This is a genomic window from Streptomyces sp. NPDC093065, from assembly GCF_044754585.1.
GTDB lineage: Bacteria > Actinomycetota > Actinomycetes > Streptomycetales > Streptomycetaceae > Streptomyces.
In genome coordinates this window covers 214,768-237,780 of the sequence record NZ_JBIVPJ010000007.1, presented here as the reverse complement: position 1 = coordinate 237,780, position 23,013 = coordinate 214,768, and the positions used below count along the sequence as shown (strand labels likewise).

21 protein-coding genes are annotated in these 23,013 nt (G+C 72.8%); 11 read left to right on the top strand and 10 right to left on the bottom strand.

Going from position 1 to position 23,013, the window contains the following annotated elements; all coding sequences use genetic code 11:
- Positions 1 to 11: 11 nt before the first annotated feature.
- Genes ACIQFU_RS15330 through ACIQFU_RS15315 form a run of 4 tightly spaced genes read right to left on the bottom strand, consistent with a single transcriptional unit; the run spans position 12 to position 4,864 of the window.
- Positions 12 to 1,136: an XdhC family protein gene (locus tag ACIQFU_RS15330; RefSeq protein WP_402551742.1), complete on the bottom strand. Its 1,125-nt coding sequence runs from the start codon at positions 1,134 to 1,136 to the stop codon at positions 12 to 14.
- Positions 1,129 to 3,279, bottom strand: coding sequence for a xanthine dehydrogenase family protein molybdopterin-binding subunit (locus ACIQFU_RS15325; protein ID WP_402551741.1), 2,151 nt, complete (start codon positions 3,277 to 3,279; stop codon positions 1,129 to 1,131). The genes ACIQFU_RS15330 and ACIQFU_RS15325 overlap by 8 nt, the downstream gene beginning before the upstream one ends.
- Positions 3,276 to 4,268 carry an FAD binding domain-containing protein gene (locus tag ACIQFU_RS15320; protein ID WP_402551739.1) on the bottom strand — a complete coding sequence of 331 codons (993 nt, stop codon included), beginning with the start codon at positions 4,266 to 4,268 and terminating at the stop codon, positions 3,276 to 3,278. Before ACIQFU_RS15320 ends, ACIQFU_RS15325 begins: the two co-directional genes overlap by 4 nt.
- Positions 4,265 to 4,864, bottom strand: a complete 600-nt coding sequence (locus tag ACIQFU_RS15315; protein ID WP_402551738.1) for a 2Fe-2S iron-sulfur cluster-binding protein — start codon at positions 4,862 to 4,864, stop codon at positions 4,265 to 4,267. Before ACIQFU_RS15315 ends, ACIQFU_RS15320 begins: the two co-directional genes overlap by 4 nt.
- Positions 4,865 to 5,091: 227 nt before the next feature.
- On the opposite strand from ACIQFU_RS15315, the gene xdhR reads away from it, so the two are divergent.
- Positions 5,092 to 5,682 carry a purine salvage operon transcriptional regulator XdhR gene (gene xdhR / locus ACIQFU_RS15310; RefSeq protein WP_402551736.1) on the top strand — a complete coding sequence of 197 codons (591 nt, stop codon included), beginning with the start codon at positions 5,092 to 5,094 and terminating at the stop codon, positions 5,680 to 5,682.
- Here the strand turns inward: xdhR and ACIQFU_RS15305 are convergent.
- Positions 5,645 to 6,499, bottom strand: coding sequence for a response regulator (locus ACIQFU_RS15305; RefSeq protein WP_402551733.1), 855 nt, complete (start codon positions 6,497 to 6,499; stop codon positions 5,645 to 5,647). The genes xdhR and ACIQFU_RS15305 overlap by 38 nt on opposite strands.
- On the bottom strand, positions 6,496 to 8,142 hold the full coding sequence (locus tag ACIQFU_RS15300; protein WP_402551731.1) for an ATP-binding protein: 1,647 nt from the start codon (positions 8,140 to 8,142) through the stop codon (positions 6,496 to 6,498). The genes ACIQFU_RS15305 and ACIQFU_RS15300 overlap by 4 nt, the downstream gene beginning before the upstream one ends.
- A 308-nt stretch (positions 8,143 to 8,450) precedes the next feature.
- Here ACIQFU_RS15300 and ACIQFU_RS15295 point away from each other — a divergent pair, with 308 nt between their 5' ends.
- The 4 genes from ACIQFU_RS15295 (at position 8,451) to ACIQFU_RS15280 (ending at position 11,980) form a co-directional block, all read left to right on the top strand.
- Positions 8,451 to 9,437: a Bug family tripartite tricarboxylate transporter substrate binding protein gene (locus ACIQFU_RS15295; protein WP_402551730.1), complete on the top strand. Its 987-nt coding sequence runs from the start codon at positions 8,451 to 8,453 to the stop codon at positions 9,435 to 9,437.
- On the top strand, positions 9,434 to 9,979 hold the full coding sequence (locus tag ACIQFU_RS15290; protein ID WP_402551728.1) for a tripartite tricarboxylate transporter TctB family protein: 546 nt from the start codon (positions 9,434 to 9,436) through the stop codon (positions 9,977 to 9,979). The genes ACIQFU_RS15295 and ACIQFU_RS15290 overlap by 4 nt, the downstream gene beginning before the upstream one ends.
- A 1-nt stretch (position 9,980) precedes the next feature.
- Positions 9,981 to 11,480, top strand: coding sequence for a tripartite tricarboxylate transporter permease (locus ACIQFU_RS15285; RefSeq protein WP_402551727.1), 1,500 nt, complete (start codon positions 9,981 to 9,983; stop codon positions 11,478 to 11,480).
- Positions 11,481 to 11,656: 176 nt separating this feature from the next.
- Complete coding sequence (locus ACIQFU_RS15280) at positions 11,657 to 11,980, top strand: putative quinol monooxygenase (protein ID WP_402551726.1); 324 nt, start codon at positions 11,657 to 11,659, stop codon at positions 11,978 to 11,980.
- Between the two features lie 27 nt (positions 11,981 to 12,007).
- On the opposite strand, the gene ACIQFU_RS15275 is transcribed toward ACIQFU_RS15280, so the two are convergent.
- Positions 12,008 to 12,430, bottom strand: a complete 423-nt coding sequence (locus ACIQFU_RS15275; protein ID WP_402551725.1) for a secondary thiamine-phosphate synthase enzyme YjbQ — start codon at positions 12,428 to 12,430, stop codon at positions 12,008 to 12,010.
- Between the two features lie 55 nt (positions 12,431 to 12,485).
- Between ACIQFU_RS15275 and ACIQFU_RS15270 the strand changes: the two genes are divergently transcribed.
- On the top strand, positions 12,486 to 13,565 hold the full coding sequence (locus tag ACIQFU_RS15270; RefSeq protein WP_402551723.1) for an NAD(P)-binding domain-containing protein: 1,080 nt from the start codon (positions 12,486 to 12,488) through the stop codon (positions 13,563 to 13,565).
- A gap of 12 nt (positions 13,566 to 13,577) precedes the next feature.
- Here ACIQFU_RS15270 and mltG read toward each other — a convergent pair whose 3' ends face one another.
- Positions 13,578 to 14,333: an endolytic transglycosylase MltG gene (mltG, locus tag ACIQFU_RS15265; RefSeq protein WP_402551927.1), complete on the bottom strand. Its 756-nt coding sequence runs from the start codon at positions 14,331 to 14,333 to the stop codon at positions 13,578 to 13,580.
- Between the two features lie 223 nt (positions 14,334 to 14,556).
- Entirely contained in the window at positions 14,557 to 16,359 is a 1,803-nt protein-coding gene (locus tag ACIQFU_RS15260; protein WP_402551722.1) for an ABC transporter ATP-binding protein, read from the bottom strand.
- Positions 16,360 to 16,507: 148 nt separating this feature from the next.
- On the opposite strand from ACIQFU_RS15260, the gene ACIQFU_RS15255 reads away from it, so the two are divergent.
- Complete coding sequence (locus ACIQFU_RS15255) at positions 16,508 to 16,972, top strand: MarR family winged helix-turn-helix transcriptional regulator (protein ID WP_402551720.1); 465 nt, start codon at positions 16,508 to 16,510, stop codon at positions 16,970 to 16,972.
- A gap of 17 nt (positions 16,973 to 16,989) precedes the next feature.
- Here ACIQFU_RS15255 and ACIQFU_RS15250 read toward each other — a convergent pair whose 3' ends face one another.
- A complete protein-coding gene (locus ACIQFU_RS15250) occupies positions 16,990 to 17,748 on the bottom strand; it encodes a hypothetical protein (RefSeq protein WP_402551718.1) in 759 nt (252 codons plus the stop codon).
- A 254-nt stretch (positions 17,749 to 18,002) separates the two neighbouring features.
- Between ACIQFU_RS15250 and ACIQFU_RS15245 the strand changes: the two genes are divergently transcribed.
- The 4 genes from ACIQFU_RS15245 (at position 18,003) to ACIQFU_RS15230 (ending at position 22,999) form a co-directional block, all read left to right on the top strand.
- Complete coding sequence (locus ACIQFU_RS15245; RefSeq protein WP_402551716.1) at positions 18,003 to 19,922, top strand: ABC transporter ATP-binding protein; 1,920 nt, start codon at positions 18,003 to 18,005, stop codon at positions 19,920 to 19,922.
- Positions 19,919 to 21,700 carry an ABC transporter ATP-binding protein gene (locus tag ACIQFU_RS15240; protein WP_402551714.1) on the top strand — a complete coding sequence of 594 codons (1,782 nt, stop codon included), beginning with the start codon at positions 19,919 to 19,921 and terminating at the stop codon, positions 21,698 to 21,700. The genes ACIQFU_RS15245 and ACIQFU_RS15240 overlap by 4 nt, the downstream gene beginning before the upstream one ends.
- 489 nt (positions 21,701 to 22,189) lie before the next feature.
- Positions 22,190 to 22,660: a DUF5709 domain-containing protein gene (locus tag ACIQFU_RS15235; protein ID WP_402551712.1), complete on the top strand. Its 471-nt coding sequence runs from the start codon at positions 22,190 to 22,192 to the stop codon at positions 22,658 to 22,660.
- A 66-nt stretch (positions 22,661 to 22,726) separates the two neighbouring features.
- Positions 22,727 to 22,999: a type B 50S ribosomal protein L31 gene (locus tag ACIQFU_RS15230; RefSeq protein ID WP_153180988.1), complete on the top strand. Its 273-nt coding sequence runs from the start codon at positions 22,727 to 22,729 to the stop codon at positions 22,997 to 22,999.
- Positions 23,000 to 23,013: the final 14 nt, after the last annotated feature.

Here is a 23,013-nt window from a genome sequence, read left to right as displayed (position 1 = left end):
CCCTCCCTGTCTCAGGCTGCCGTCACCTCCCGGTGGATCGGTGTCGCCCCGCCCGTCAGGGGCGTGCCCGTGCCGCCGCGGCGCAGCGCGACGATCTCCGCCGCGATGGACAGGGCCGTCTCCTCGGGGGTGCGGGCGCCCAGGTCGAGGCCGATCGGTGAGCGGAGCCGGGACAGCTCGTCCTCGGTCAGGCCCGCCTCGCGCAGCCGTCGGTCGCGGTCCTCGTGGGTGCGGCGCGAGCCCATCGCGCCGACGAACGCGACCGGCATCCGCAGCGCCTCCGTCAGCAGCGGCACGTCGAACTTGGCGTCGTGGGTGAGTACGCACAGCATCGTGCGCCCGTCGGTCGGGGTGGTGCGCAGGTAGCGGTGCGGCCAGTCGACGACGACCTCGTCGGCCTCCGGGAAGCGGGCCGGCGTGGCGAAGACGGGGCGGGCGTCGCACACCGTGACGTGGTGTCCGAGGAATTTCCCCGCCCGCACCAGGGCCGCGGCGAAGTCGACCGCGCCGAAGACGATCATGCGGGGCGGCGGCACGCTGGACTCGACGAGCAGGGTGAGTCCGCCGGGGCAGTGCGATCCGTCCTCCGAGAGCGCGACCGTGCCGGTGCGCCCGGCGTCCAGCAGGGCACTGGCCTCGGCGGCCGCCGTGCGGTCGAGGCCGGGGTGGCCGCCGAGACCGCCCTCGTGGGTGCCGTCGGGCCGGACCAGCAAGGCCCGGCCCAGCATCTCGGACGGGCCCCGAACGACCCGGGCGAGGGCCGCGGTCCGGCCCCGGGCGGCGGTGGCCAGCGCCGCCCGGAACACCTCCCGCGACGGCGCGTCGGCGCCGACCGGTGTGACCAGGACGTCGACGGTCCCACCGCAGGTCAGTCCGACCGCGAAGGCGTCCTCGTCGCTGTAGCCGAAGCGTTCGCGCACGGTCTCGCCGCTGCGCAGGGCGTCGGTGCACAGCTCGTACACCGCGCCCTCCACACAGCCGCCGGAGACCGAGCCGATCACCGTGCCGCCGCTGTCGACGGCGAGGGCGGCGCCGGGCCCGCGCGGTGCGCTGCCGCCGACGGAGACGACGGTGGCGACGGCGAACTCCCTGCCTTCCGCGAGCCAGCGGTTCAGCTCGTCGGCGATGTCAAGCATCGGTGCCGCTCCCGGCCCCCGGCACCCCCGCCGCCAGCACGCGGTCGGGCCGGATCGGCAGGTTGCGGTGGCGGACGCCGGTCGCGTGGCGCACCGCGTTGGCGACGGCCGCCGCCGCGCCCACGACGCCGATCTCGCCGACGCCCTTGATGCCCACCGGGTCGTCCGGGTCGGGATCGTCCACCCAGTCCGCCTGGACGTCGCCCACGTCGGCGTTGGTGGCCACGTGGTAGCCGGCGAGGTCCGGGGCGTACAGGGCGCCGCTCGCCCGGTCCCGTACCGCCTCCTCGTGCAGGGCCATCGAGATGCCCCAGACCATGCCGCCGACGAGCTGGTTGCGGGCGGTGAGCGGGTTGACGATCCGGCCCGCCGCGAAGATGCCGAGCATGCGCCGCACCCGTACCTCACCGGTCGCGGTGTCCACGGCGACCTCGGCGAACTGCGCCCCGAAGGAGTGGCGTTCCTTCTGCGCGAGGCGGCCGAGGGCCTCGGTGGTGTCGGACCGTACGGTGATGCCCTCGGCCGGGATGTCGGCGCCCAGCGCGAGGCGTTCGCGCAGTTCGGCGGCCGCGGCCGTGATCGCCCAGGCCCACGAGCGGGTGCCCATCGAGCCACCCGCGATCATCGCCGGCCCGAAGTCGCTGTCGCCGATGCGGACCCGGACCCGCTCGGGCGCGACCTCCAGGGCGTCGGCCGCGACCAGGGTGAGCGCGGTGCGGGCGCCGGTGCCGATGTCGGCGGCGGCGATCCGCACGGTGAAGGTGCCGTCCGCCTCGGCGGTCAGCAGCGCCGTGGAGGGTCCGGCGCCCGAGTGGAAGGAGGCGGCGGCCGTGCCCGTGCCCAGCAGCCAGCGTCCGTCTCGGCGCACCCCGGGGCGCGGGTCGCGCTCCGCCCAGCCGAACCGCCGGGCGCCCTCACGGAAGCAGGCCTCCAGGTTGCGGCTGCTGAACGGCAGGCCGGACACCGGGCCGACCTCGGGCTCGTTGCGCAGGCGCAGTTCGATCGGGTCGAGGCTGCAGCGCTCGGCCAGTTCGTCGAGGGCCGACTCGACGGCGAAGGACCCCGGCGCCTCGCCCGGCGCTCGCATGAACGTCGGCGACGGCACGTCGAGCGCCGTGACCTCGTTGGCCGTGTGGTGGGCGTCGGCGTCGTACATGACCCGGGCCACGCCCGCGCTGGGCTCGACGAACTCGTAGACGGTGGACGTCTGGTTCAGCGAGCGGTGCTCCAGGGCGCGGAGCCGGCCGTCGGCGTCGGCGCCGAGCCGCACCCGCTGGACGGTCGGGCTGCGGTAGCCGGCCAGCGAGAACATCTGGCGCCTCGTCATCACCACGCGTACTGGCCGCTGCAGTTCGGTCGCGGCCATCACGGCGGCGACCTGGTGGGCGCGCAGGCCCTTGCTTCCGAAGCCGCCGCCGATGTGTTCGGAGCGCACCCGCACGGCGGACACGTCGAGGGAGAACATGCTGGCCAGTTCGGTCTGGATCCAGGTGGTGCCCTGGTTGGAGTCGACGACCTCCAGCCGGCCGCCGTCCCACCGGGCCGTGGCGGCGTGCGGCTCCATCATGCTGTGGTGCTCTTCGGGCGTGGTGTACTCCTCGTCCACCACGACGGCGGACGCGGCGAGGCCGGCCGCCAGGTCGCCCTTTGCGGTCTCGCCGGGCATCACCCCGCCGGCCGGGTGGGCGCCGGGGTGGCCGGCGGTGAGCTCGGTCTCGTGCGGTTCCTCGTCGTAGGCGACGACGAGGGCCTCGGCGGCCTCCCGGGCCTGCTCGGGCGTCTCGGCGACGACGAGTGCGACCGGCCAGCCCACGTGGTGCACGCGGTCCTGCTGGAAGACGGCGGCCGTGGGGTCGGGCGGGATGCCCAGCAGGCCGATGTAGTCGGTGTCGACGCGCGGGGCGTTGCCGTGGTGCAGGACGCCGAGCACGCCGGGCATGGCGAGGACGGGCTCGGTCTCGATCGCGCGGACGCGGCCGCGGGCCGCGGTGGACAGCACCAGCCAGCCGTGCGCGAGGTCGGCGAAGGGGATCTCGCCGGCGTAGCGGGCCGCTCCGGTGACCTTGTCGCGGCCCTCGACGCGCGTGTGGGCGGTGCCGACGGCGCCCCGGGCCGTGGTGCGGCCGGTCGTGGCGGTCGTCATCGGGCGGCCTCCCCGGCGAGTTCGGTCAGGACGGCCACGACGAGGTTGCGCATGAGTGTCACCTTGTATCCGTTGTCGGGCAGCGGCCTGGCGGCCGCGAGTTCGGCGTCCGCGGCGGCGGCGAAGGTCCCGCCGTCGGCCGGTGCGCCGGTAAGCACGGCCTCGGCCGCGTGGGCCCGCCAGGGCCGCGAGGCGACCGCGCCGAAGGCCAGCCGGGCCTCGCGCACGACGCCGTCCTCGACGTCGAGCGCGGCGGCGACCGAGCCGATCGCGAAGGCGTACGAGGCGCGTTCACGCACCTTGCGGTAGCGGGAGCGGGCGGCGACCGGGGCGGGTGGCAGGGTGACGCCGGTGATCAGTGCGCCGGGCGGCAGGGCGGTCTCCCGGTGCGGGGTGTCACCGACGGGGAGGTAGAAGTCGGCCAGCGGCAGCTCGCCCGGTCCGTCGAGGGTTTCGTAGCCGACGACGGCGTCGAAGGCGGTGAGGGCCACGCCCATGTCGGAGGGGTGGACGGCCACGCAGTGGTCGGAGGCGCCCAGGACGGCGTGGTTGTGGTGTTCGCCGGTGATCGCGGGGCAACCGCTGCCGGGGGCCCGCTTGTTGCAGGGCTTGCCGAGGTCGGTGAAGTAGCCGCAGCGTGTGCGCTGGAGCAGGTTGCCGCCGACGGTGGCCATGTTGCGCAGCTGGCCGGAGGCGCCGGCCAGGACCGCCTGGGTCAGCGCCGGGTAGCGGCGCCGCACCTCGGGATGGGCGGCGAGGTCGCTGTTGGTGACGGTGGCGCCGATGCGCAGCCCGCCGTCCGCCCTCTTTTCGATGCCGTCCAGGGGGAGTTCGCGGACGTCGACGAGCCGGGCGGGGCGTTCGACTCCGGTCTTCATCAGGTCGACCAGATTGGTGCCGCCCCCGAGGTAGCGGGCGTCGGGGTCGGCGGCGAGCAGGCTCACGGCGCCGGTGACGTCGTCGGCGCGCTGGTATCCGAACTCCCTCATGCCGCCGCCTCCTCGACCGTCCCGGCCGGGGCGCCGTCGTCGTCATGGGCGGCTGCCGCGTGGGCCTCGGCCGCGCGGGTGACCGCCTGGACGATGGAGACGTAGGCGCCGCAGCGGCACAGGTTGCCGCTCATCCGTTCGCGGATCTCGTCCGGCGTCAAGGATGGGGGGCCGGCTTCAGGACGTACGTCCTCGGTGGCGGCGCTGGGCCAGCCGGCCGCGTGTTCTTCGATGACGGCGATCGCCGAGCAGATCTGCCCCGGGGTGCAGTAGCCGCACTGGTAGCCGTCGAGGTCGAGGAAGGCCTGCTGGACCGGGTGCAGCCGGTCGCCGTCGGCCATGCCCTCGATGGTGGTGATCTCGCGGCCCTCGGCGGCGACGGCGAGGTTGAGACAGGAGACGGCGCGGCGCCCGTCGACCAGGACGGTACAGGCGCCGCACTGGCCCTGGTCGCAGCCCTTCTTCGTACCGGTGAGATCGAGGCGCTCGCGCAGGGCGTCGAGCAGGGTGGTGCGGTGGTCGACGGTCAGCTGGTGCTTCTCGCCGTTGATGTTCAGGGTGACGGCGCTGGACGTCGACGAGGGCGCTGGGGCCATGGTCAGCCTTCTTTGGTGTCTGGTGACTGGGGTGTCCGGTGACAGGGAGAAATGGGCTGTAGGCAGTGGGGGGCATCCGCGGCCGGTCGACCACCGGCCGGTTCACGCGGCCGCGTCCGCCGCTAGACTGGGCGGGTAACCGGACAACTGTCCGCTGACTCAGAACGTAACGGACAGCTGTCCGCTTAGCAAGGTCGGGATTCGGCCACAACCCGAAAGGGGGACGAGTGCCGCAGCCGAAGAAGGACAAGCCGGACACTCCCTTGCGCTCGGACGCCCAGCGCAACCGCGAGCGCATCCTGGCAGTGGCCACGGAGGAGCTGACGCACTGCGCGAACGCCCCGTTGAGCGCCATCGCCAGGAAGGCGGGGGTCGGGCAGGGCACCTTCTACCGCAACTTCCCGAACCGCGAAGCGCTCGTCCTGGAGATCTACCGCCACGGGATGCAGCAGGTGGCCCAGGCCGCGCCCGAGATGCTGGCCACCCGGGAACCCGACCTGGCCCTGCGCGAGTGGATGGACCGCCTCGCCGAGTTCGCCATGACCAAGGCGGGTCTGGCGGACGCGATCCGGCTGGTCACCAGCGCGCCCGGGGCGCCGGAGAAGCCGCGCCCCACCCCGCTGGAGGACGCGGCCGAGCTCCTGCTCCGTGCCAACGACGAGGCCGGCACGATCCGGCCCGGAGTGACCGGTGACGACTTCTTCCTCGTCCTCGGTGGTCTGTGGCTGATCGGCCCCGGCGAGGACTGGCAGCCGCGGGTCACCCGGTTCCTGGACTTCGTCATGGACGCCCTGCGTGCGGGAGCGCCGGGCCGGTGACCTCGCCCCGGAAGCGGTAGCGGCGCTCGGGCCGACCGGCCACGCCGTAGCGCAGGGAGACCTCCGCGCTGCCCACGGTGTGGAAGTGCTCCAGGTATCTGCGGGCACTGACCCTCGAGACGCCGGTCAGCGCCGCGCACTCGCTGGCGGACAGGGTGCCGTCCGCCTCCCGCAGGGTCCGCTCGACGAGTTCGGCGGTCTCCACGCTCATACCCTTGGGCAGCGCGGGGGCCGTGGCCGCCTGCGCCGCGGCTCCGGCCAGTACGCGGTCGACGTCGGCCTGGCTGCGCACGACCGTGCCGAGCAGCCGCCCCCGCTGGAGGGCGTAGCGCTCCAGCCGGATCCGCAGGTCCTCGAAGTCGAAGGGTTTGAGCAGGTAGTCGACCACGCCCTGCCGCACGGCGCCGCGCACCGCGTCCGCCTCGCGGGCCGCGCTGATGACCATGACGTCGCAGTCGTGGCCCGCGGCCCGCAGCCGTGGGATGACGTCGAGGCCGAAGACGTCCGGCAGGTACAGGTCCAGCAGGACCAGGTCGGGGCGCAGCTCCCCGACGGCGGTGAGTGCCTGCTCCCCGGTACCGGCGACCCCGAGCACCCGGAAGGGCTCGACCCGTTCGACGAACGCGCGGTGGACCCGGGCCACCATGAAGTCGTCGTCGACCACGAGCACGCCGATCGGGGCTGCGGCAGGGGGCCCCTTCGGGCCCGGGGCGGCCGGGCCGGCCGTGCCGGGCCCACCGGCCGCGGCGGACGTACCGGCCGTCGCGGTCCCGTCGGCCGTCGCGGTCCCGTCGGACGTGCCGCTCGTCGCCGTCATGGTGCTGCTCCTTCCGCCACCGCGTCGGTGAGGTGGCTGACGGTCATGCGTGCGGTGAACATGGCCCCGTCCGGGGTGTTGGCCACCGAGATCTCACCGCCGTGACGTTCGCAGACCAGCCGCGTCAACGCCAGGCCGATGCCGCGCTCGCCCTGCCGGGCGGCCTTGGTGGTGAAGCCGTGGGAGAAGACCTCGCGGGCCAGTTCGGGTGCCACGCCGGGCCCGGAGTCGCGGACCACGATCTCGACGCTCGCGGCGTCCTGCCGCAGTTCGACCTCGACCCAGGCCTCGTGTTCGCCTCCCGGGGCCGCGGCGGCGTCCACGGCGTTGTCGACGAGGTTGCCGACGACGGTCGCCACGTCGGCGGCGTCCGCCGGCTCCAGCCGGTCCAGCGCCGTGCGGTCCGAGACGCGCAGCGCGACTCTGCGCTCGGCCGCCAGGGAGGACTTCGCCGTGATCAGCGCGGCCACGGCGGTGTCCCGGACCCGGCGGCTGAGGGTGACGTCCAGGGACTGGCGGCGCTGGTTGAGCCCGCGGACGTAGCGCACCACCTCTTCCTGCTCGCCGATCTGGATGAGCCCGGAGATGGTGTGCAGTTGGTTGGCGAACTCGTGGGCCTGGGCGCGCAGCAGCTCGGAGGTGCTGCGGAAGGAGCCGATCTCCCGTTCCAGGCGGGCGAGTTCGGTGCGGTCGCGCAGGGTGGTGACCGAACCGAGCACGCGGCCGTCCTTGGTGACGGTCATCCGGTTCATGACCAGGACCCGGCCGTGGCGGACGACGACCTCGTCGCGCGGCTCGGCCGCCTCGGGCGTGGCACCGGCGAGGACGTCGCGCAGCCGCCCGTCGATGCCGAGCCCGTCCAGGCTCTGGCCCACGCAGTCGGCGGGCAGGTCGAGCAGGCGCCGGCCCATCTCGTTGACGAGGGTGAGCCGGTGCTGCGGATCCAGGGCGACGACACCCTCGGCGATGCCGTACAGCATGGCCTCGCGGTGTTCGGCGAGGCCCGCGATCTCGCGCGGCTCCAGGCCGAGGGTCTGGCGTTTGACGCGCCGGGCCAGCAGCCAGGAACCGGCCACGCCGAGGCCGCTGGCGATGCCGAGGTAGGCGAGCAGGTAGGAGGAGGCCCCGCTGAGGCGCTGCCACACCGTCGGGTCCGCCTCGCCGACCATGACCGTGCCGAGGCGCCGGCCGAGGGTCTCCCGGGTGGCGCCGAGCACCGGCACCTGGGCGACGAGTTCCCGGCCGCCCTGCACGGTCAGCGGCCCCGACCAGCCGCTCGATGCGTCGGCGCCCTTCCCGCGCGGCAGCCCGGCGCCGATCAGCGTGGGGTCGGTGGAGCTGACGACGCGGCCTTCGGCGTCGGCCACCGTGACGGAGGTGACCCCGGACTGGGTCTGGGTGGAGTTGACCAGCGGGGCGAGGGCCTCCCGCGGCAGGGGGCTCAGCAGCTGGCTGCGGACCAGCGGCGTGGCGGCCAGCTGCTCGGCCAGGGCGGTGACCCGGCGCCCCTCGACGCGGTTGAAGGTGGCCCTGGACTGGGCGAGCGAGACGGCGGCGACCGCGCACAGGACGACCACGACGATGGCGAGCTGGAGGACCAGCATCTCGCCCGCGAGGGTCTGACGGCGGAAGGCGGGGGCCACGGCGGACTCGTTCTCGGCTGACGTAGGAAGTGGGGGCGGGGTGTGGTGACCGGCCGGGGCCGGCGGGTGTGCCGGGTCGCCATCATGGTGCCCACCTGCGGCGAAGGAAAGAGATGTGCCTTCTTCGCAATGAACCGGCGATCCGACGGCGACGTAGATCACGCGGTTTTGGCGACCGCAATGAACACAACCTCCCTTGGTTCCGCAAGGAAGACACGCGGCGGACCCGCGGGCACCATGTGGCCCACGTCACCCTCCCCCACAGGGCTCCCCGTACCGCTCTACCCAACCGACAGGTGGTGTCATACGTGCGCCTGCGCACCCCCCTTGCCCTGCTCGGGGCCGCCGTGCTCGTGCTGGCCGGACCGCCGTTGCTCTCCTCGGGCGACGACTCGGACTCCGGCACCCAGATCCCGGGCCTGCGCTTCATGGTTCCCAACACGCCCGGCGGCGGCTACGACATCACCGCCCGCACGGCCGCGAAGAACGCCGAGGACGCGGGGCTCACGCACAACATCGAGGTGTTCAACCTGCCCGGCGCGGGCGGCACGGTGGGCCTGAGCCGGCTGGTCAGCGAGCACGGCAACGGCAAGCTCGCCATGTCCATGGGCCTCGGCGTCGTGGGCGCCGCCCGCTCCAACCACGCCCCGAAAACCCTCGCCGACGCCACGCCGATCGCGCGGCTCACCGAGGAGCAGGACGTCGTCGTGGTCGCCAAGGACTCGCCGTACAAGACGATCGACGAGCTGATCGACGCCTGGAAGAAGGACCCGGGCAAGATCCCCGTCGGCGGTGGTTCGTCGCCGGGCGGGCCCGACCACCTCGCCCCGATGCTGATGGCGCAGGCCGCCGGCATCCAGCCGAAGTCGGTCAACTACATCCCCTTCGACGGCGGCGGCGAGCTGCTCGCCTCGATCCTCGGCAACAAGGTCGGCTTCGGGGTCTCCGGCGTCGGCGAGTACCTGGACCAGATCAAGGCGGGCGAGCTGAGGGTGCTCGCGGTGACCGGTCCCGAACGGGTGGACGACCTCAAGGACGCACCCACCCTCAAGGAATCCGGCTACGACGTGGACTTCACCAACTGGCGCGGCATCGTCGCCCCGCCCGGCCTGTCCGAGGCGCAGCGCAACAAGCTGGTCCGCCTCTTCGAGGAACTGCACGACTCCCCCGAGTGGAAGAAGTCCATGGACCAGAACGGCTGGGACGACGCCTTCCTGACCGGGGAGAAGTTCGGCGACTTCCTGGACGCCCAGGACGAGCGCGTGGTGTCGGTGCTGAAGGAGCTGGGACTGTGACGACGCGCACCGAACTCCCCGAGGACCGCGGGGGCAGGGCCGCCGGCCGCCGCTCGTGGCTGCGCGAGCACTCCGAACTCGGCGTGTGCGTCCTGCTGCTGGCGCTCGGCGTGCTCGTCCTGACCGACGCGCTGACCATGGACGTCGACATCACCCAGCGCGGCCCGGTGGGCCCGAAGACCGTGCCGGTCGTGGTCGGCGCCGGTCTGCTGGTGATCGCCGCGCTGCTCGCCGTCGACGTGCTGCACGGCGGCCGGGGCGAGGCCGAGGGCGGCGAGGACGTCGACCTGTCCGAACCGGCCGACTGGCGCACGGTGCTGCTGCTCTCCGGGATCTTCCTCGGCTCCGCGGCCCTGATCGAGCCGGCCGGCTTCCCCGTCGCGGGCGCGCTGCTCTTCTGGGGCGCCGCCTTCGCGCTCGGCAGCCGCCGCGTGGACCGCGATCCGCTGATCGCCGCGGTGCTGTCCCTGATCACCTACGTCGTCTTCGACAAGCTGCTCGGCGTGCCGCTGCCCGGCGGTCCGCTGATGGGAGTGCTCTGACATGAACGCCCTCAACTCCCTCATGGACGGGTTCGGTACGGCGCTCACTCCGGTCAACCTGCTGTGGGCCGCCCTCGGCGTGCTACTCGGCACGGCCATCGGCGTGCTGCCCGGCATCGGCCCGGCGATGGCGGTGGCGTTGCTGCTGCCGGTGACGTACGGGCTGGACCCGGTCGCCGCGTTCATCATGTTCGCGGGCATCTACTACGGCGCGATGTTCGGTGGTTCGACCACCTCCATCCTGCTCAACACCCCCGGCGAGAGCGCCGCCGTGGTCGCGGCCATGGAGGGCAACCCCATGGCCAAGGCGGGCCGCGGCGCGCAGGCACTCGCCGCCGCCGCCATCGGCCACTTCGCCGGCGGCATGATCGGCACGATGCTGCTGGTGGCCCTCGCCCCGACCGTCGCCGACCTGGCGGTGGACATCGGCGCGCCGGACTACTTCGCCATCATGGTGCTGGCGTTCATCGCCGTGACGTCGGTGCTGGGTTCGTCGCGGATCAGAGGTCTGGCCTCGCTGCTGATCGGTCTGACGATCGGCCTGGTGGGCCTGGACCAGATGACCGGCCAGCAGCGGCTGACCTTCGGTTCGCTGCAACTCGCCGACGGTGTGGACGTGGTGATCGTGGCGGTCGGCCTGTTCGCGATCGGCGAGGCGCTGTGGGTGGCCGCGCACCTGCGGCGCGGCGGGGGTGAGCCGATCCCGGTGGGCCGTCCCTGGCTCGGCCGCGGCGATGTGAGGCGCACCTGGAAGTCCTGGCTGCGCGGCCCGTTCATCGGCTTCCCGTTCGGAGCGATTCCGGCGGGCGGCGCGGAGATACCGACGTTCCTCTCGTATGTCACGGAGAAGCGGCTGTCCAAGCACAAGGACGAGTGGGGCAAGGGCGCCATCGAGGGCGTGGCCGGTCCCGAGTCGGCGGCGTCGGCCTCGGCGGCGGGCACGCTGGTGTCCATGCTGACCCTGGGCCTGCCGACCACCGCGGTCGCCGCGGTCATGCTGGCCGCCTTCCAGCAGTACGGCATCCAGCCGGGCCCGCTGCTCTTCGAACGGGAGCCCGAGCTGGTGTGGGGCCTGATCGCTTCGCTCTTCGTCGGCATGGTGCTGCTGCTGGCGCTGAACCTGCCGCTGGCACCGGTGTGGGCCAAGCTGCTGCGCATCCCGCGTCCGTACCTCTACGCGGGGATCATGTTCTTCGCAGCGGTCGGCGCGTATGCGGTCGGCGGCGAGGTGATCGACCTGGTGATCCTGCTGGTCATCGGTCTGATCGGGTTCGGCATGCGGCGCTACGGGCTGCCCGTCCTGCCCGCGGTGATCGGCGTCATCCTCGGCCCGAACGCCGAGCAGCAACTGCGCCGCGCCCTGCAGATCAGCGACGGCAGCGTGTCGGGCCTGGTCAACACGCCGTTCTCGGTGACGGTGTACGCGGTGATCGTGCTGCTCCTTGCCTGGCCGCTGGTGAAGCGGCTGGTGGGGCGGGGGCGGACGCGGACGGAGGCCTGACCACCCGGAGGTCTGACCACCGCCCCGGAAAGAGAGCGCCGAACGGCTGCCTCACCTGGCCCAGCCGAAGGGTGCCGGCAACCCGGAACCGGGTACGGATACGGACGGCAAGGCACTCGCTCCGTCCCCGGCCCGCACCACCCACGCCCATGCTCACGATCACAGAAGGCGAACCCATGATCTTCATCACGGCGAAGTTCCAGGTACTCCCCGAACACGCGGACCGGTGGCCGGAGATCGCCGGCGAGTTCACCCGGGCCACCCGGGCGGAACCGGGCTGCCTCTGGTTCGACTGGTCGCGCAGCCTCGACGACCCCACGGAGTACGTCCTGGTCGAGGCGTTCCGCGACGACGAGGCGGGCGCGGCCCACGTCCGGTCCGCGCACTTCCGGGCCGCGCAGGAGAAGCTGCCGCCCCACCTCGCCCGCACGCCGCGCATTGTGAACACGACGGTCGACCAGGAGGGCTGGTCGGAGCTGGGCGAGATGGCGGTGGAGTAGGACCCCGCCCCCTGCGGACCGCTGCCGTCAGCCGAGGAAGCTCAGCCGCACCCGGCGGTCGGGGTTGTCCCGGTTGGTGTCCACCAGGCACACCGACTGCCAGGTGCCGAGTTCCAGGCGGCCGCCGATCACCGGCAGTGTCGCGTGCGGTGGTACGAAGGCGGGCAGGACGTGGTCCCGGCCGTGGCCGGGGCTGCCGTGGCGGTGCTGCCAGCGGTCGTCGGCCGGGAGCAGGGTGTGCAGGGCCGACAGCAGGTCGTCGTCGCTGCCGGCGCCGGTCTCGATGATCGCGATTCCGGCGGTGGCGTGCGGGACGAAGACGTTGAGGAGGCCGTCGCGGCCGGACGCCGCCTCGCGCAGGAAGGACTCGCAGTCACCGGTGATGTCGGCGACCCGCTCCGCCGAGCCGGTGGCGAGGTTGAGGACACGGGTGGTGAAGGCTTCTGGCATGCCCCCATCCTGACACCGGGGGAAGATCGGGGCCTCCGGCGCCGTTGGTAGAAACGTGAACAACACGCGTGAGGTCGAGGTCGTCGTCATCGGTGCCGGTCAGGCCGGACTCGCCGCCGCCTACCACCTGCGGCGCACCGGGTTCGAGCCGGAGCGCGACTTCGTGGTGCTCGACCACTCCCCCGGGCCCGGCGGCGCCTGGCAGTTCCGCTGGCCGTCGCTGACGTACGGCAAGGTCCACGGGATGCACGCCCTGCCGGGCATGGAGCTGACCGGGGCCGATCCGGCGCGGCCGTCCGCCGAGGTGGTGAGCGGGTACTTCGCGGAGTACGAGCGGACGTTCGACCTGCGGGTACGACGGCCCGTCGATGTCCACGCCGTCCGCGAGGGGACCGACGGGCGGCTGCTCGTCGAGACGCCGGCCGGTCCCTGGTCGACGCGTGCGCTGATCAACGCGACCGGCACCTGGGACCGGCCCTTCTGGCCGCGCTATCCCGGGCAGGAGACCTTCCGGGGGCGGCAGCTGCACACCGCGCAGTACGCCGGACCGGAGGAGTTCGCGGGGCTGCGCGTGATCGTGGTGGGCGGCGGTGCCTCGGGAACGCAGCACCTGTTGGAGATCGCCCCGTACGCGGCGGCCACCACATGGGTGACCCGCAGGCCCCCCGTCTTCCGCGAGGGACCCTTCGACGAGGACGCGGGCCGGGCGGCGGTGGCACTCGTGGAGGAACGGGTGCGGCAGGGCCTGCCGCCCAGGAGTGTCGTCTCGGTGACGGGGCTGCCGCTGAACGAGGCGATCCGGGCCGGGCTGGAGTCGGGTGTGCTGGACCGGCAGCCGATGTTCGACCGGATCACGCCCGAGGGCGTGGCGTGGAGCGACGGGCGGCGGGTGGTCGCGGACGTCGTCCTGTGGGCGACCGGGTTCCGCCCCGCCATCGACCATCTGAGGCCACTGCGGCTGCGGGAGGCCGGCGGCGGTGTCCGGGTCGAGGGGACACGCGCGGTCGCCGACCCGCGGATCCATCTCGTCGGCTACGGCCCCTCCGCGAGCACCATCGGCGCCAACCGTGCGGGACGCGCGGCCGTGCGGGACATCAGGCGGCTGCTGGCCGAGGGGGAGCAGGTCGCCGCTTGACGCCCCGACCGGTCACTTGGCGGCCTCGGCCTGCTTCGAGGCGCTCTCCTGGAGGCGGTTGAACTCGGCCACGTTGCGCTGGTGTTCGGCGTAGTCGGCGGTGAACCGGGTGTCGCCCGGCTTGACCGTGACGAAGTACAGCCAGTCGCCGGGGGTCGGGTTGATCGCGGCGCTCATCGCGTCGTCACCCGGACTGGCGATGGGGGTGGGCGGCAATCCCATGCGCTGGTACGAGTTGTAAGGACTGTCGATCTTCGTGTCCTTGGTGGTGGTCTTCAGGGTGGAACGGCCCAGGGCGTAGTTGATGGTGGAGTCCATCTGCAGCGGCATGCCGCGTTCCAGCCGGTTGAAGATCACGCGGGCCACCTTGCCCATGTCCTCCTCGGTGGCGGCCTCCTCCTGCACGATGCTGGCGATGGTGACCGCCTGATAGACGTTCAGCGCGTTGCGCTGGGCGCCCGCGGCGACCGGCGCGCCCGTGAACCTCTTGTTGGCCTTGTCGACCATGGCCGCCAGCAGCTCTTCCGGGGTGGGGTTCTCACCGAGCGGATAGGTCGCCGGGAAGAGGTAGCCCTCGGGGTTGCCCTCGGCGTCGTTCGGCAGCTTGAGGTTGGCCTTGGCCAAGGACTTCTTGGTGGTGCCCGCGGGCAGGGCGAGGACCTTGTCGACGGCCCCGTAGACCTGGGTCGCGCGCCAGCCCTCCGGGACGACCAGGGACGTGGGACGGGACTCGCCCTCGTCGTCGGTCGTCAGCAGCGGCACCGCCACCGCGGCACCGGCCACGACTGCGCCGACCGCGATCAGCGCGACGCGGCCCCGGCGCGTCAGCCGGACCGCCCTCCGGGGGGTTCTGGGACCTCTGAGACCTCTGGGGCTCTTGAGGCTCCCCCGGGGGCCTCTGGCGCTCCTCGCGCTCCTCGCGCTCCGTGGCGGAGTGTTCATCTGCATGCGGGCACGGTAACCCCCACATGCGTACAAACCCGGCATATCTTCATCTTGTCGGCTCCAGTCGGGCGTCCCGGCGGACCAGTGCGGCGTATCTCCCGTCCTGCGCCAGCAACGCCTCGTGCGTGCCCTGTTCGGCCAGACGCCCGGAATCGAGGACCACGATCCGGTCAGCGCCCTGCACGGTTGAGAGGCGGTGGGCGATGGTGATGGTGGTGCGGTTGGCGGACAGGGAATCGATGGCGCCCTGTACCGCGGCCTCCGTACGGGTGTCCAGTGCGCTGGTCGCCTCGTCCAGGACCAGGACGGGCGGGTCGCGCAGAATGGTGCGGGCGATGGCCAGGCGCTGCTTCTCGCCGCCGGAGAACCGGTGGCCGCGCTCGCCGACGACGGTGTCGTAGCCGTCGGGCAGGGCGGCGATGTGGTCGTGGATCTGCGCGGCCCTCGCCGCCGCCTCCATCTCGGCGTCGGTGGCGTCCGGCTTGGCGAAGCGCAGGTTCTCGGCGACGGAGGCGTGGAAGAGGTACGTCTCCTGCGAGACGACGCCGACCGCGCGAGCGAGGGTGTCGAAGTCGAGGTCGCGCACGTCGACACCGTCGAGGGTGACCCGGCCGCGCGTCACGTCGTACAGCCGCGGCACCAGGTGACCGAGCGTGGACTTGCCGGCGCCGGTGGGGCCGACGACGGCGAGGCTACTGCCGGCGGGGACGGTGATGTCGATGCCGTCGAGGACCGGGCCGCCCTTGCCGCCGTAGCCGAACTCGACGTTCTCGAAGCGGACCTCACCCTTGATGTGGTCGAGGTGGACGGAGTCCTGGCGCTCGGTGATGTCGATCGGCAGGTCGAGGTACTCGAAGATGCGCTGGAAGAGCGCGAGGGAGGTCTGGATCTGCACGCCGGTCGACAGCAGGCTCACGGTCGGACGGAACAGCCCCTGCTGGAGCGAGACGAAGGCGACGATCGTGCCGAGGGAGACGCCGGGGCCGCCGAGTTGCAGGGCGATGCCGGCCGTCCAGTAGATGACGGCCGGCATGGCGGCCATGACGATCGTGATGACGGCCATCCGCCAGCGGCCCGCCATGTTCGACCTCACTTCGAGGTCGACCAGGCTCTCGGACTCGTCCGCGAAGGCACGGGTGAGCGAGTCGGACCGGCCCATGGTGCGGCCGAGCAGGATGCCGCTGACGGAGAGCGACTCGGTGACCGTGGCGGCCATCGCGGCCATCTGCTTCTGGCGCCGGGTGGTGATCTTCCTGCGCTCCCTGCCGACGCGGCGGCTGATCCACACGAACACCGGGAGGAGGAGCAGCGAGACGACGGTCAGGCGCCAGTCGAGGACGACCATGGCGACGATCGTGGCGACCACGCTGGTGAGGTTGGAGACCAGGGAGGTCGCCGTGGAGGTGACGGTGGCCTGCATGCCGCCGATGTCGTTGGCGATGCGGGACTGGACCTCACCGGTGCGGGTGCGGGTGAAGAAGGCGAGGGACATCTGCTGCAGCCGTCCGTAGACGGCGGTGCGCAGGTCGTGCATGACGCGCTGACCCACGGTGGTGGAGATCAAGGTCTGCAGCACGCCGAAGACACTGGTGAGGACGGCGCCGAAGATCATGCCGAGGGCGAGCAGGCTCAGCAGGCCCGTGCGCCCCTCGGGGATCGCGACGTCGAGGATCTCCCTGAGCAGGAAGGGCGTGGCGACCGACACCAGGGACGCGGCGCCGACCAGCAGACCGACGACCGCGAGGCGGCCGCGGTAGGGGCGGAACAGCTTGAGGATGCGGCGCACCTGCCGGGGCTGTTCCTTCGCGTCGGCGGGTGCGGTCCAGGCGGATTCGCGATCGGGGTGCATGGGCTCCTTCGGAGGCGGCGACGGGAGGTCCGCGGAGCCTTCCGGGCGGCAGGCCTTCGGACACTGCCACGGGCATGCGCGGATCTTACGGATCGCAGGTCATTGTTACCTATACTCACAATGAACGTCATCCTGATATTGTTCCCGCATGACCGCCCCCGATCCCGACGGACTGCTCGCCGAGCAGTTGCTGCGGCTCACCCGCAGGGTGTACCGCATCCAGAAGCGTCATCTCGAGCACCGTGACCTCGGCATCACCCCGGCCCAGTCCCGGCTGCTGCGCACGCTGGCGCACTACGGCTCGCCCCCGCGCATGGCCGATCTCGCCGAGCGCCTGGAGGTCGTGCCCCGGGCGGTGACGACACTGGTCGACGGGCTGGAGACGGCCGGGAAGGTGCGCCGCGCCCCGGACCCCGCCAACCGCCGCGTCATCCGGATCGAGCTGACCGACGACGGGCGTGCGGCCCTCAGGGAACTGCGCGCCGCACGCCGGTCCGCCGCCGAGGAGATCCTCGCCCCGTTGAGCGACGAACAGCGCTCGGTGCTGGGCGGGCTGCTGGACACCCTGGTCGACGGGCCCGACACCGGCCGGCGCCACCGTCACACCGCCTGAACCGGGTGCCGGGAGGCTCAGGCCTTCAGCTCCGCCCTGTCCCCCATCACCACCACGGGGTGCAGGTCCGGGTCGAGCGTGCGCAGCAGGTACTCCATCGCCGGCTTGGGCAGGCTGACACAGGCCGACGTACCGCTGCCGTGGTCCATGTGGAGCCAGATCGAACCGCCCTTGGCCGAACCCTCGGGTCGGGTCGGGTCGTTCGGCGGGGTTCCCTTGACGCGGTTGTAGTCGACGGCGATGACGTAGTCGAAGTCGTGCCAGTACGACTTCGCCCACCAGCGTGGTGCCGCGAAGCTCTCGGACCGGCTGTAGGGCAGGCCCGTGCCGGGGGCCGGATTCGGGTCCGGGAGCACGCCGCCCGCGTCGCTGAGTGTGAACACGCCGACCGGGCTGCGCTTGTCGTCCTCGTGGTGGTCGGTCGTCCAGCCCTTCGTGCCGTTGTGTGCCGCCCAACTGCGGGCGCGGTGCCAGGCGGAGCCCCGCTTCGTGTAGAGCACGGCCATGGAGTCGGCGGAGTCCCTGCCGTCTCCGTACACCGCGACCACCTGACGCGAGTCGGCTGGGATGCGGCGCTGGAGCCGGTCGCCGACGCCGGGGACCGTGGTCGGGTCGGCCGTCGCACTGCTCCGGCCCGCTCCGCCGGGGGGCACGCTCGCCCCGACGTCCGCTCCGTGCTCCGTCGGGCCGCCGCAGGCGGACAGCGCCGTCACCGTCAGCAGGGAGCCAAGGGCCGCCATCGCGACCGCCGTATGCCGTACGCCACCACTCGCCATCCGTCCATCGTCGCACTCGCCCCGGGCATGCCGTCAGGACTTCGGCGGGCGAACGCGGGTGGGGCGCCGCGGGTGTGCGCGAGTGAAGCCCCGTGGATGTGTGCCGGCGACGTGTGGCGGTCCGGAGCCGGATTGGTGCCCCACCGCGGAAAACCGCTTGATTTTGGGCACGTGGCAACGCGAACCTTTCACGGTTTGCAGCCTCTTGATGCCGCATAGCGACGGCACCTCCTGACACGAGCCACTGGGACGTCATGCAGATCCAAGACCTTCCGTATCCCGACCCGGGCGTGCCGGACGCACGCTCGGGCCCCCGATTCCTGTGGTGGCTGTTCCGCAACCAGCTCGGTGGCCAACTCAAGGCACTGGCCTGGGGCCTGCTGCACTTCGCCTCCGTCTCCGCCCTGCCCTTCTGCGTCGGTCTCGCCATCCAGGCGGTCGTCGACCGCTCGGGCAGCCGGCTCGCCCTCGCGGGCGGCCTCATGGTCCTGTGCTGCGCGGGCAACGCGGTCGGCGACACCTTCCTGCACCGCGCCGCCGTCACCAACTGGATCACCGCGGCCGCCCGCGTCCAGCAGATGCTGGCCCGCAAGACGGCGCTGCTGGGCTCGGCACTGACCCGGCGCGTCGCGGCCGGGGAGGTCGTGGCCGTGTCCACCGGTGACGTCGAGAAGATCGGCTGGTTCGTGGAGGCCGTCTCCCGCTTCACCGCGGCCGCGTTCACGATCGTGCTGGTCTGTGTGGCACTGGTCGTCTACCAGCCGGCGCTCGGCGTCGTCGTGATCGTGGGCCTGCCGGTGCTGGCCCTCGCGGTGCTGCCCCTGCTGCCCCGGGCCACCCGGCGGGCCGACGTCCAGCGCGACAAAGCCGGTCGTGCCACGGAACTCGCCTCCGACACCGTCGCCGGACTGCGGGTGCTGCGTGGCATCGGCGGCGAGGAACTCTTCCTCGACCGCTATCGCGGTGCCTCCCAGGAGGTGCGCCACGCGGCCGTGCGCAGCGCCCGCATGTGGTCCCTGATCTCCGCGATCCAGGTGCTGCTGCCGGGACTGCTGCTGATCGCGGTGGTCTGGCACGGCGTCCACCTGGCCCGCGAGGGCCGCATCGGCGTGGGCGAGCTCGTCACCGTCTACAGCTCCGTCATGATCCTCACCTACCCCCTGCGTCACTTCGAGGAGATCGCCATGGCGTACTCCTTCTCCAAGCCCTCGGCCAAGCGGGCCGCACGGGTGCTGGCCCTGGAACGCGCCACGGACACCACGGGGTCACGCGCCGCCGAGATCCCCACCGGTGACCTGTACGACCCGGCCACCGGTCTCCTGGCCCCGGCGGGCCGGTTCACCGCCGTGGTGTGCGGGGACCCGGACGCGGCCGGACGGCTGGCGGAACGCCTCGGCGGGCATCCCTCGGAGAAGGGCACGTCGGCCCTGCTGGGCGGGGTGCCGCTGGACGAGCTGCCCCTGAAGTCCGCCCGCACCGCCGTCCTGGTCCAGGACAAGGACCCGGTGCTTCTCTCCGGCACGCTTCGCGAACTCCTTGATGTGCCCGCGTCCGGTGCCGTCGGCGCCGAGGACGCGCTGACCGCCGCGCAGTGCGGTGACGTACTGACGGCGCTCTCGCAGGGCTCGCTCGGCGCGGGCGACCCGATGGACGCCCGCATCACCGAGCGGGGCCGGTCGCTGTCGGGCGGCCAGCGCCAGCGGCTGGCACTGGCGCGGTCCCTGATCACGGACCCGGAGGCGCTGGTCCTGGACGAGCCGACCTCGGCCGTGGACTCGCACACCGAGGCGCGGATCGCGGAGGGCGTGCGGGCCCTGCGCGCGGGGCGCACCACCGTGGTGTTCACCTCGTCCCCGCTGCTGCTGGACCGCGCGGACCGGATCGTGTTCCTCCACGACGGCGAGGTCGCGGCGGTCGGCGACCACCGGGAGCTGCTGCACACCGAGCCCCGGTACCGGGCGGTGGTGACCCGCGAGACCGACGAGGAGAGCGCTGCGCGCCACGACGGTGTACCGGCCGGGAGGGGGCCGGCGAGGTCCCTGCCCGACGACGCCCGCGACGGCGACCGCCGTGAGGGACGCGGTGAGGGACATGACGGACGTGGTGACGCACAGGACGGCGCCCTGAGCGACGACGTACTGCACCGACTGGAAGAGATCGAGGAAACGGCATGACCGGCGTCGCGCCCCCGTCCTACGACCCGGCGGCTCCCACGACCGCGAGCACCCTGCCCGTCGGCGCTCGCCCGACCGTGCGCGCGTACGTGGGAGAGCTGCTGCGCCGGCACCGTCGGGCGTTCCTCTTCCTCGTCACCGTCAACACCGTCGCCGTGATCGCCTCGATGGCCGGCCCCTACCTGCTGGGCGGGCTCGTGGAACGGGTCTCGGACGACGCCCGCGAGCTGCATCTGGGCCTCACGGCCACGTTCTTCGTGCTCGCCCTCGTCGTGCAGGCCGTGTTCGTGCGCGAGGTACGGCTGCGGGGGGCCATGCTCGGCGAGCGGATGCTGGCCGACCTGCGCGAGGACTTCCTGGTGCGGTCGGTCGGACTGCCGCCCGGCGTGCTGGAGCGGGCGGGCACGGGTGACCTGCTCTCCCGGATCACCACGGACATCGACCGGCTCGCCAACGCCATGCGCGAGGCCGTGCCCCAGCTGGCGATCGGCGCCGTCTGGGTGGTGCTGCTGCTCGGTGGCCTGGTGGTCACGGCACCGCCGCTGGCGCCCGCGGTACTGATCGCGGTGCCGCTGCTGGTGATCGGCTGCCGCTGGTACTTCCGCCGGGCGCCCGCCGCCTACCGCTCGGAGGCCGCCGGGTACGCCGCGGTGGCCGCCACGCTCGCCGAGACGGTGGACGCCGGGCGCACCGTGGAGTCCCATCGCCTCGACGCCCGTCGTATCGAACTCTCGGAGCGCCGGATCAGGGAGTGGACGGCCTGGGAGCGATACACCCTCTGGCTGCGGTCGGTGCTCTTCCCCGTCATCAACGTCACCCATGTGACCGTGCTCGCCTCCGTCCTGCTCATCGGTGGTGTCTTCGTCCTCCAGGGCTGGATCGGGGTCGGCCAGCTGACCACGGCGGCCCTGATCGCACAGATGCTCGTCGACCCGGTCGGCATCATCCTGCGCTGGTACGACGAGCTGCAGGTGGCCCAGGTCTCGCTGGCCCGGCTGGTGGGCGTGCGGGACATCGAGCCGGACGCCGGTGACGGCACGCTCTCCCCCGAGGGACGGCATGTGCACGCCGACCGGGTGCACTTCGGCTACCTCGAGGGGGTGGACGTGCTGCGCAAGGTGTCGCTGGAGGTCGCCCCCGGCACCCGGCTCGCCCTGGTCGGCCCCTCGGGCGCCGGCAAGTCCACACTGGGCAGGCTGCTGGCCGGCATCTACGGTCCCCGGGAAGGCCGGATCACCCTGGGCGGCGCGGAACTCTCCCGGATGTCCGCCGAACGGGTCCGCTCGCACGTCGCCCTGGTCAACCAGGAGCACCACGTCTTCGTGGGCTCCCTGCGCGACAACCTCCGTCTGGCCAGGAGCGGCGCCACCGACGCCGAGCTGTGGGCGGCGCTGGGCGCGGTCGACGCGGACGACTGGGCCCGTGGGCTCGAGAAGGGTCTGGACACCGAGGTCGGCTCGGGCGGCTTCGCGCTCACCCCTGCGCAGGCACAGCAGATCGCACTGGCCCGCCTGGTGCTGGCCGATCCGCACACGCTGGTGCTGGACGAGGCGACGTCGCTGCTCGGCCCGCGGGCCGCGCGCCATCTCGAACGGTCCCTGGCCCGGGTCCTGGACGGCCGCACGGTGATCGCGATCGCCCACCGCCTCCACACCGCCCACGACGCGGATGTCATCGCCGTGGTCGAGAACGGCCGGATCAGTGAGCTGGGCAGCCACGACGAACTCGTCGCGGCGGACGGCGCCTACGCGGCGCTGTGGCGGTCCTGGCACGGGTAGCCGTGTCGCGGCTTCCTCCGAGGGCCGGGTGCTCCCGGGCCCGGCAACCGGGGCGGGGCCGGCCGGCCGGGGCGGGGTGGGCAACCGGGGCAGGGGCCGTTCGGGTGCGGGGCGGCCCGGAGCCGCCCGGCTCCGGCCGGGACGGACAGAAGGCGCCACCACCGGACGACTCGGGCCGGGTCCCGGCGAGGGGCAGCACGGTGGGCAGGACCGTGGGCAGGGTGCCGACGCGTCGCCCGTGCCGGGCCGGCCGGCGGCGTGGGCCGGCCGGGCCGGTGGAGCCGGAGGACCGGGACCGGCGGTCACCCCGGCGGGGTCCGTGCCGTTGCGCGGTCCCGAACGGGAGTGGAAGGCTGGGAGGAGGCACCGGCTCGAGGCAGGCCCCGGAACCGAGCGGTTCCGCGAGGGGTGACGGCTGTGCCCCGTGCAGCGGCGACCCGCCGCGGTCCACGGTGAGAAGGGGCCGGTCCCCACCCCCTGGAGGTACCCGTGAACAGCGTCGACGGATGGGGAGATGACGTCTACCAGCCCGACGGATCCGAGCAGAGGGAGGACACCGGCCTGCTCGACGGCGAGGACACCCTTGAGGAGGACGGTGTCGACGATCCGCTCGACCGGGGCTGGTCCCCGCCCGAGCGTCCCTGGGCGGTGGAGCACACCGGTGTGACGGCCGCCGAACGCCACCGCGGTGAAACGCTGGACCAGCGGCTTGCCGAGGAGCGTCCGGACGAGCTCGCGCCCGACGGCGACGGACTGGGCGACTCCGACGGCACCGACGGGGAACTGCTGGACAACGAGGTCGGCGCGGACCGGTCCGGCCGGCTCGTGGCACCCGACGAAGGGACGCACGAGGACGAGGAGCCGGCGCTGGTGGCCATGGACGTGGGCATCGACGGCGCGGCCGCCTCCGCCGAAGAGGCCGCGATGCACGTGGTCGACGAGGACTCCCTGCCGGGCTGAGGCCACTCGCGACAGCGGGCCCGCGCCGCCGTCGCCCCCATGATCCCCGCCGTACGAGGAGCAGCCATGCAGCAGGACAAGCACCCCGACTACCGGCCTGTCGTCTTCCGTGACCGCAGTGCCGGGTACGCCTTCCTCACCCGGTCCACCGCGACCAGCGACCAGACCATCGCGTGGGACGACGGCGAGACCTACCCGGTGGTGGACGTGGAGATCTCCTCGGAGAGCCATCCCTTCTACACGGGCAAGGCTCGAACGGTGGACTCGGAGGGGCGCGTCGCCCGTTTCGAGCGGCGTTACGGGGCCGGCGAGGGGCAGGACGCCGGGGAAGCCGGCTGAGCCCGCCGGGCCCG

Coding starts and splice junctions, on each gene's coding strand:
- ACIQFU_RS15330 (WP_402551742.1), bottom strand. CDS start 1,136: ATGCTTGACATCGCCGACGAGCTGAACCGCTGGCTCGCGGAAGGCAGG.
- ACIQFU_RS15325 (WP_402551741.1), bottom strand. CDS start 3,279: ATGACGACCGCCACGACCGGCCGCACCACGGCCCGGGGCGCCGTCGGC.
- ACIQFU_RS15320 (WP_402551739.1), bottom strand. CDS start 4,268: ATGAGGGAGTTCGGATACCAGCGCGCCGACGACGTCACCGGCGCCGTG.
- ACIQFU_RS15315 (WP_402551738.1), bottom strand. CDS start 4,864: ATGGCCCCAGCGCCCTCGTCGACGTCCAGCGCCGTCACCCTGAACATC.
- ACIQFU_RS15305 (WP_402551733.1), bottom strand. CDS start 6,499: ATGACGGCGACGAGCGGCACGTCCGACGGGACCGCGACGGCCGACGGG.
- ACIQFU_RS15285 (WP_402551727.1), top strand. CDS start 9,981: ATGAACGCCCTCAACTCCCTCATGGACGGGTTCGGTACGGCGCTCACT.
- ACIQFU_RS15280 (WP_402551726.1), top strand. CDS start 11,657: ATGATCTTCATCACGGCGAAGTTCCAGGTACTCCCCGAACACGCGGAC.
- ACIQFU_RS15275 (WP_402551725.1), bottom strand. CDS start 12,430: ATGCCAGAAGCCTTCACCACCCGTGTCCTCAACCTCGCCACCGGCTCG.
- ACIQFU_RS15260 (WP_402551722.1), bottom strand. CDS start 16,359: ATGCACCCCGATCGCGAATCCGCCTGGACCGCACCCGCCGACGCGAAG.
- ACIQFU_RS15255 (WP_402551720.1), top strand. CDS start 16,508: ATGACCGCCCCCGATCCCGACGGACTGCTCGCCGAGCAGTTGCTGCGG.
- ACIQFU_RS15250 (WP_402551718.1), bottom strand. CDS start 17,748: ATGGCGAGTGGTGGCGTACGGCATACGGCGGTCGCGATGGCGGCCCTT.
- ACIQFU_RS15245 (WP_402551716.1), top strand. CDS start 18,003: ATGCAGATCCAAGACCTTCCGTATCCCGACCCGGGCGTGCCGGACGCA.
- ACIQFU_RS15240 (WP_402551714.1), top strand. CDS start 19,919: ATGACCGGCGTCGCGCCCCCGTCCTACGACCCGGCGGCTCCCACGACC.
- ACIQFU_RS15230 (WP_153180988.1), top strand. CDS start 22,727: ATGCAGCAGGACAAGCACCCCGACTACCGGCCTGTCGTCTTCCGTGAC.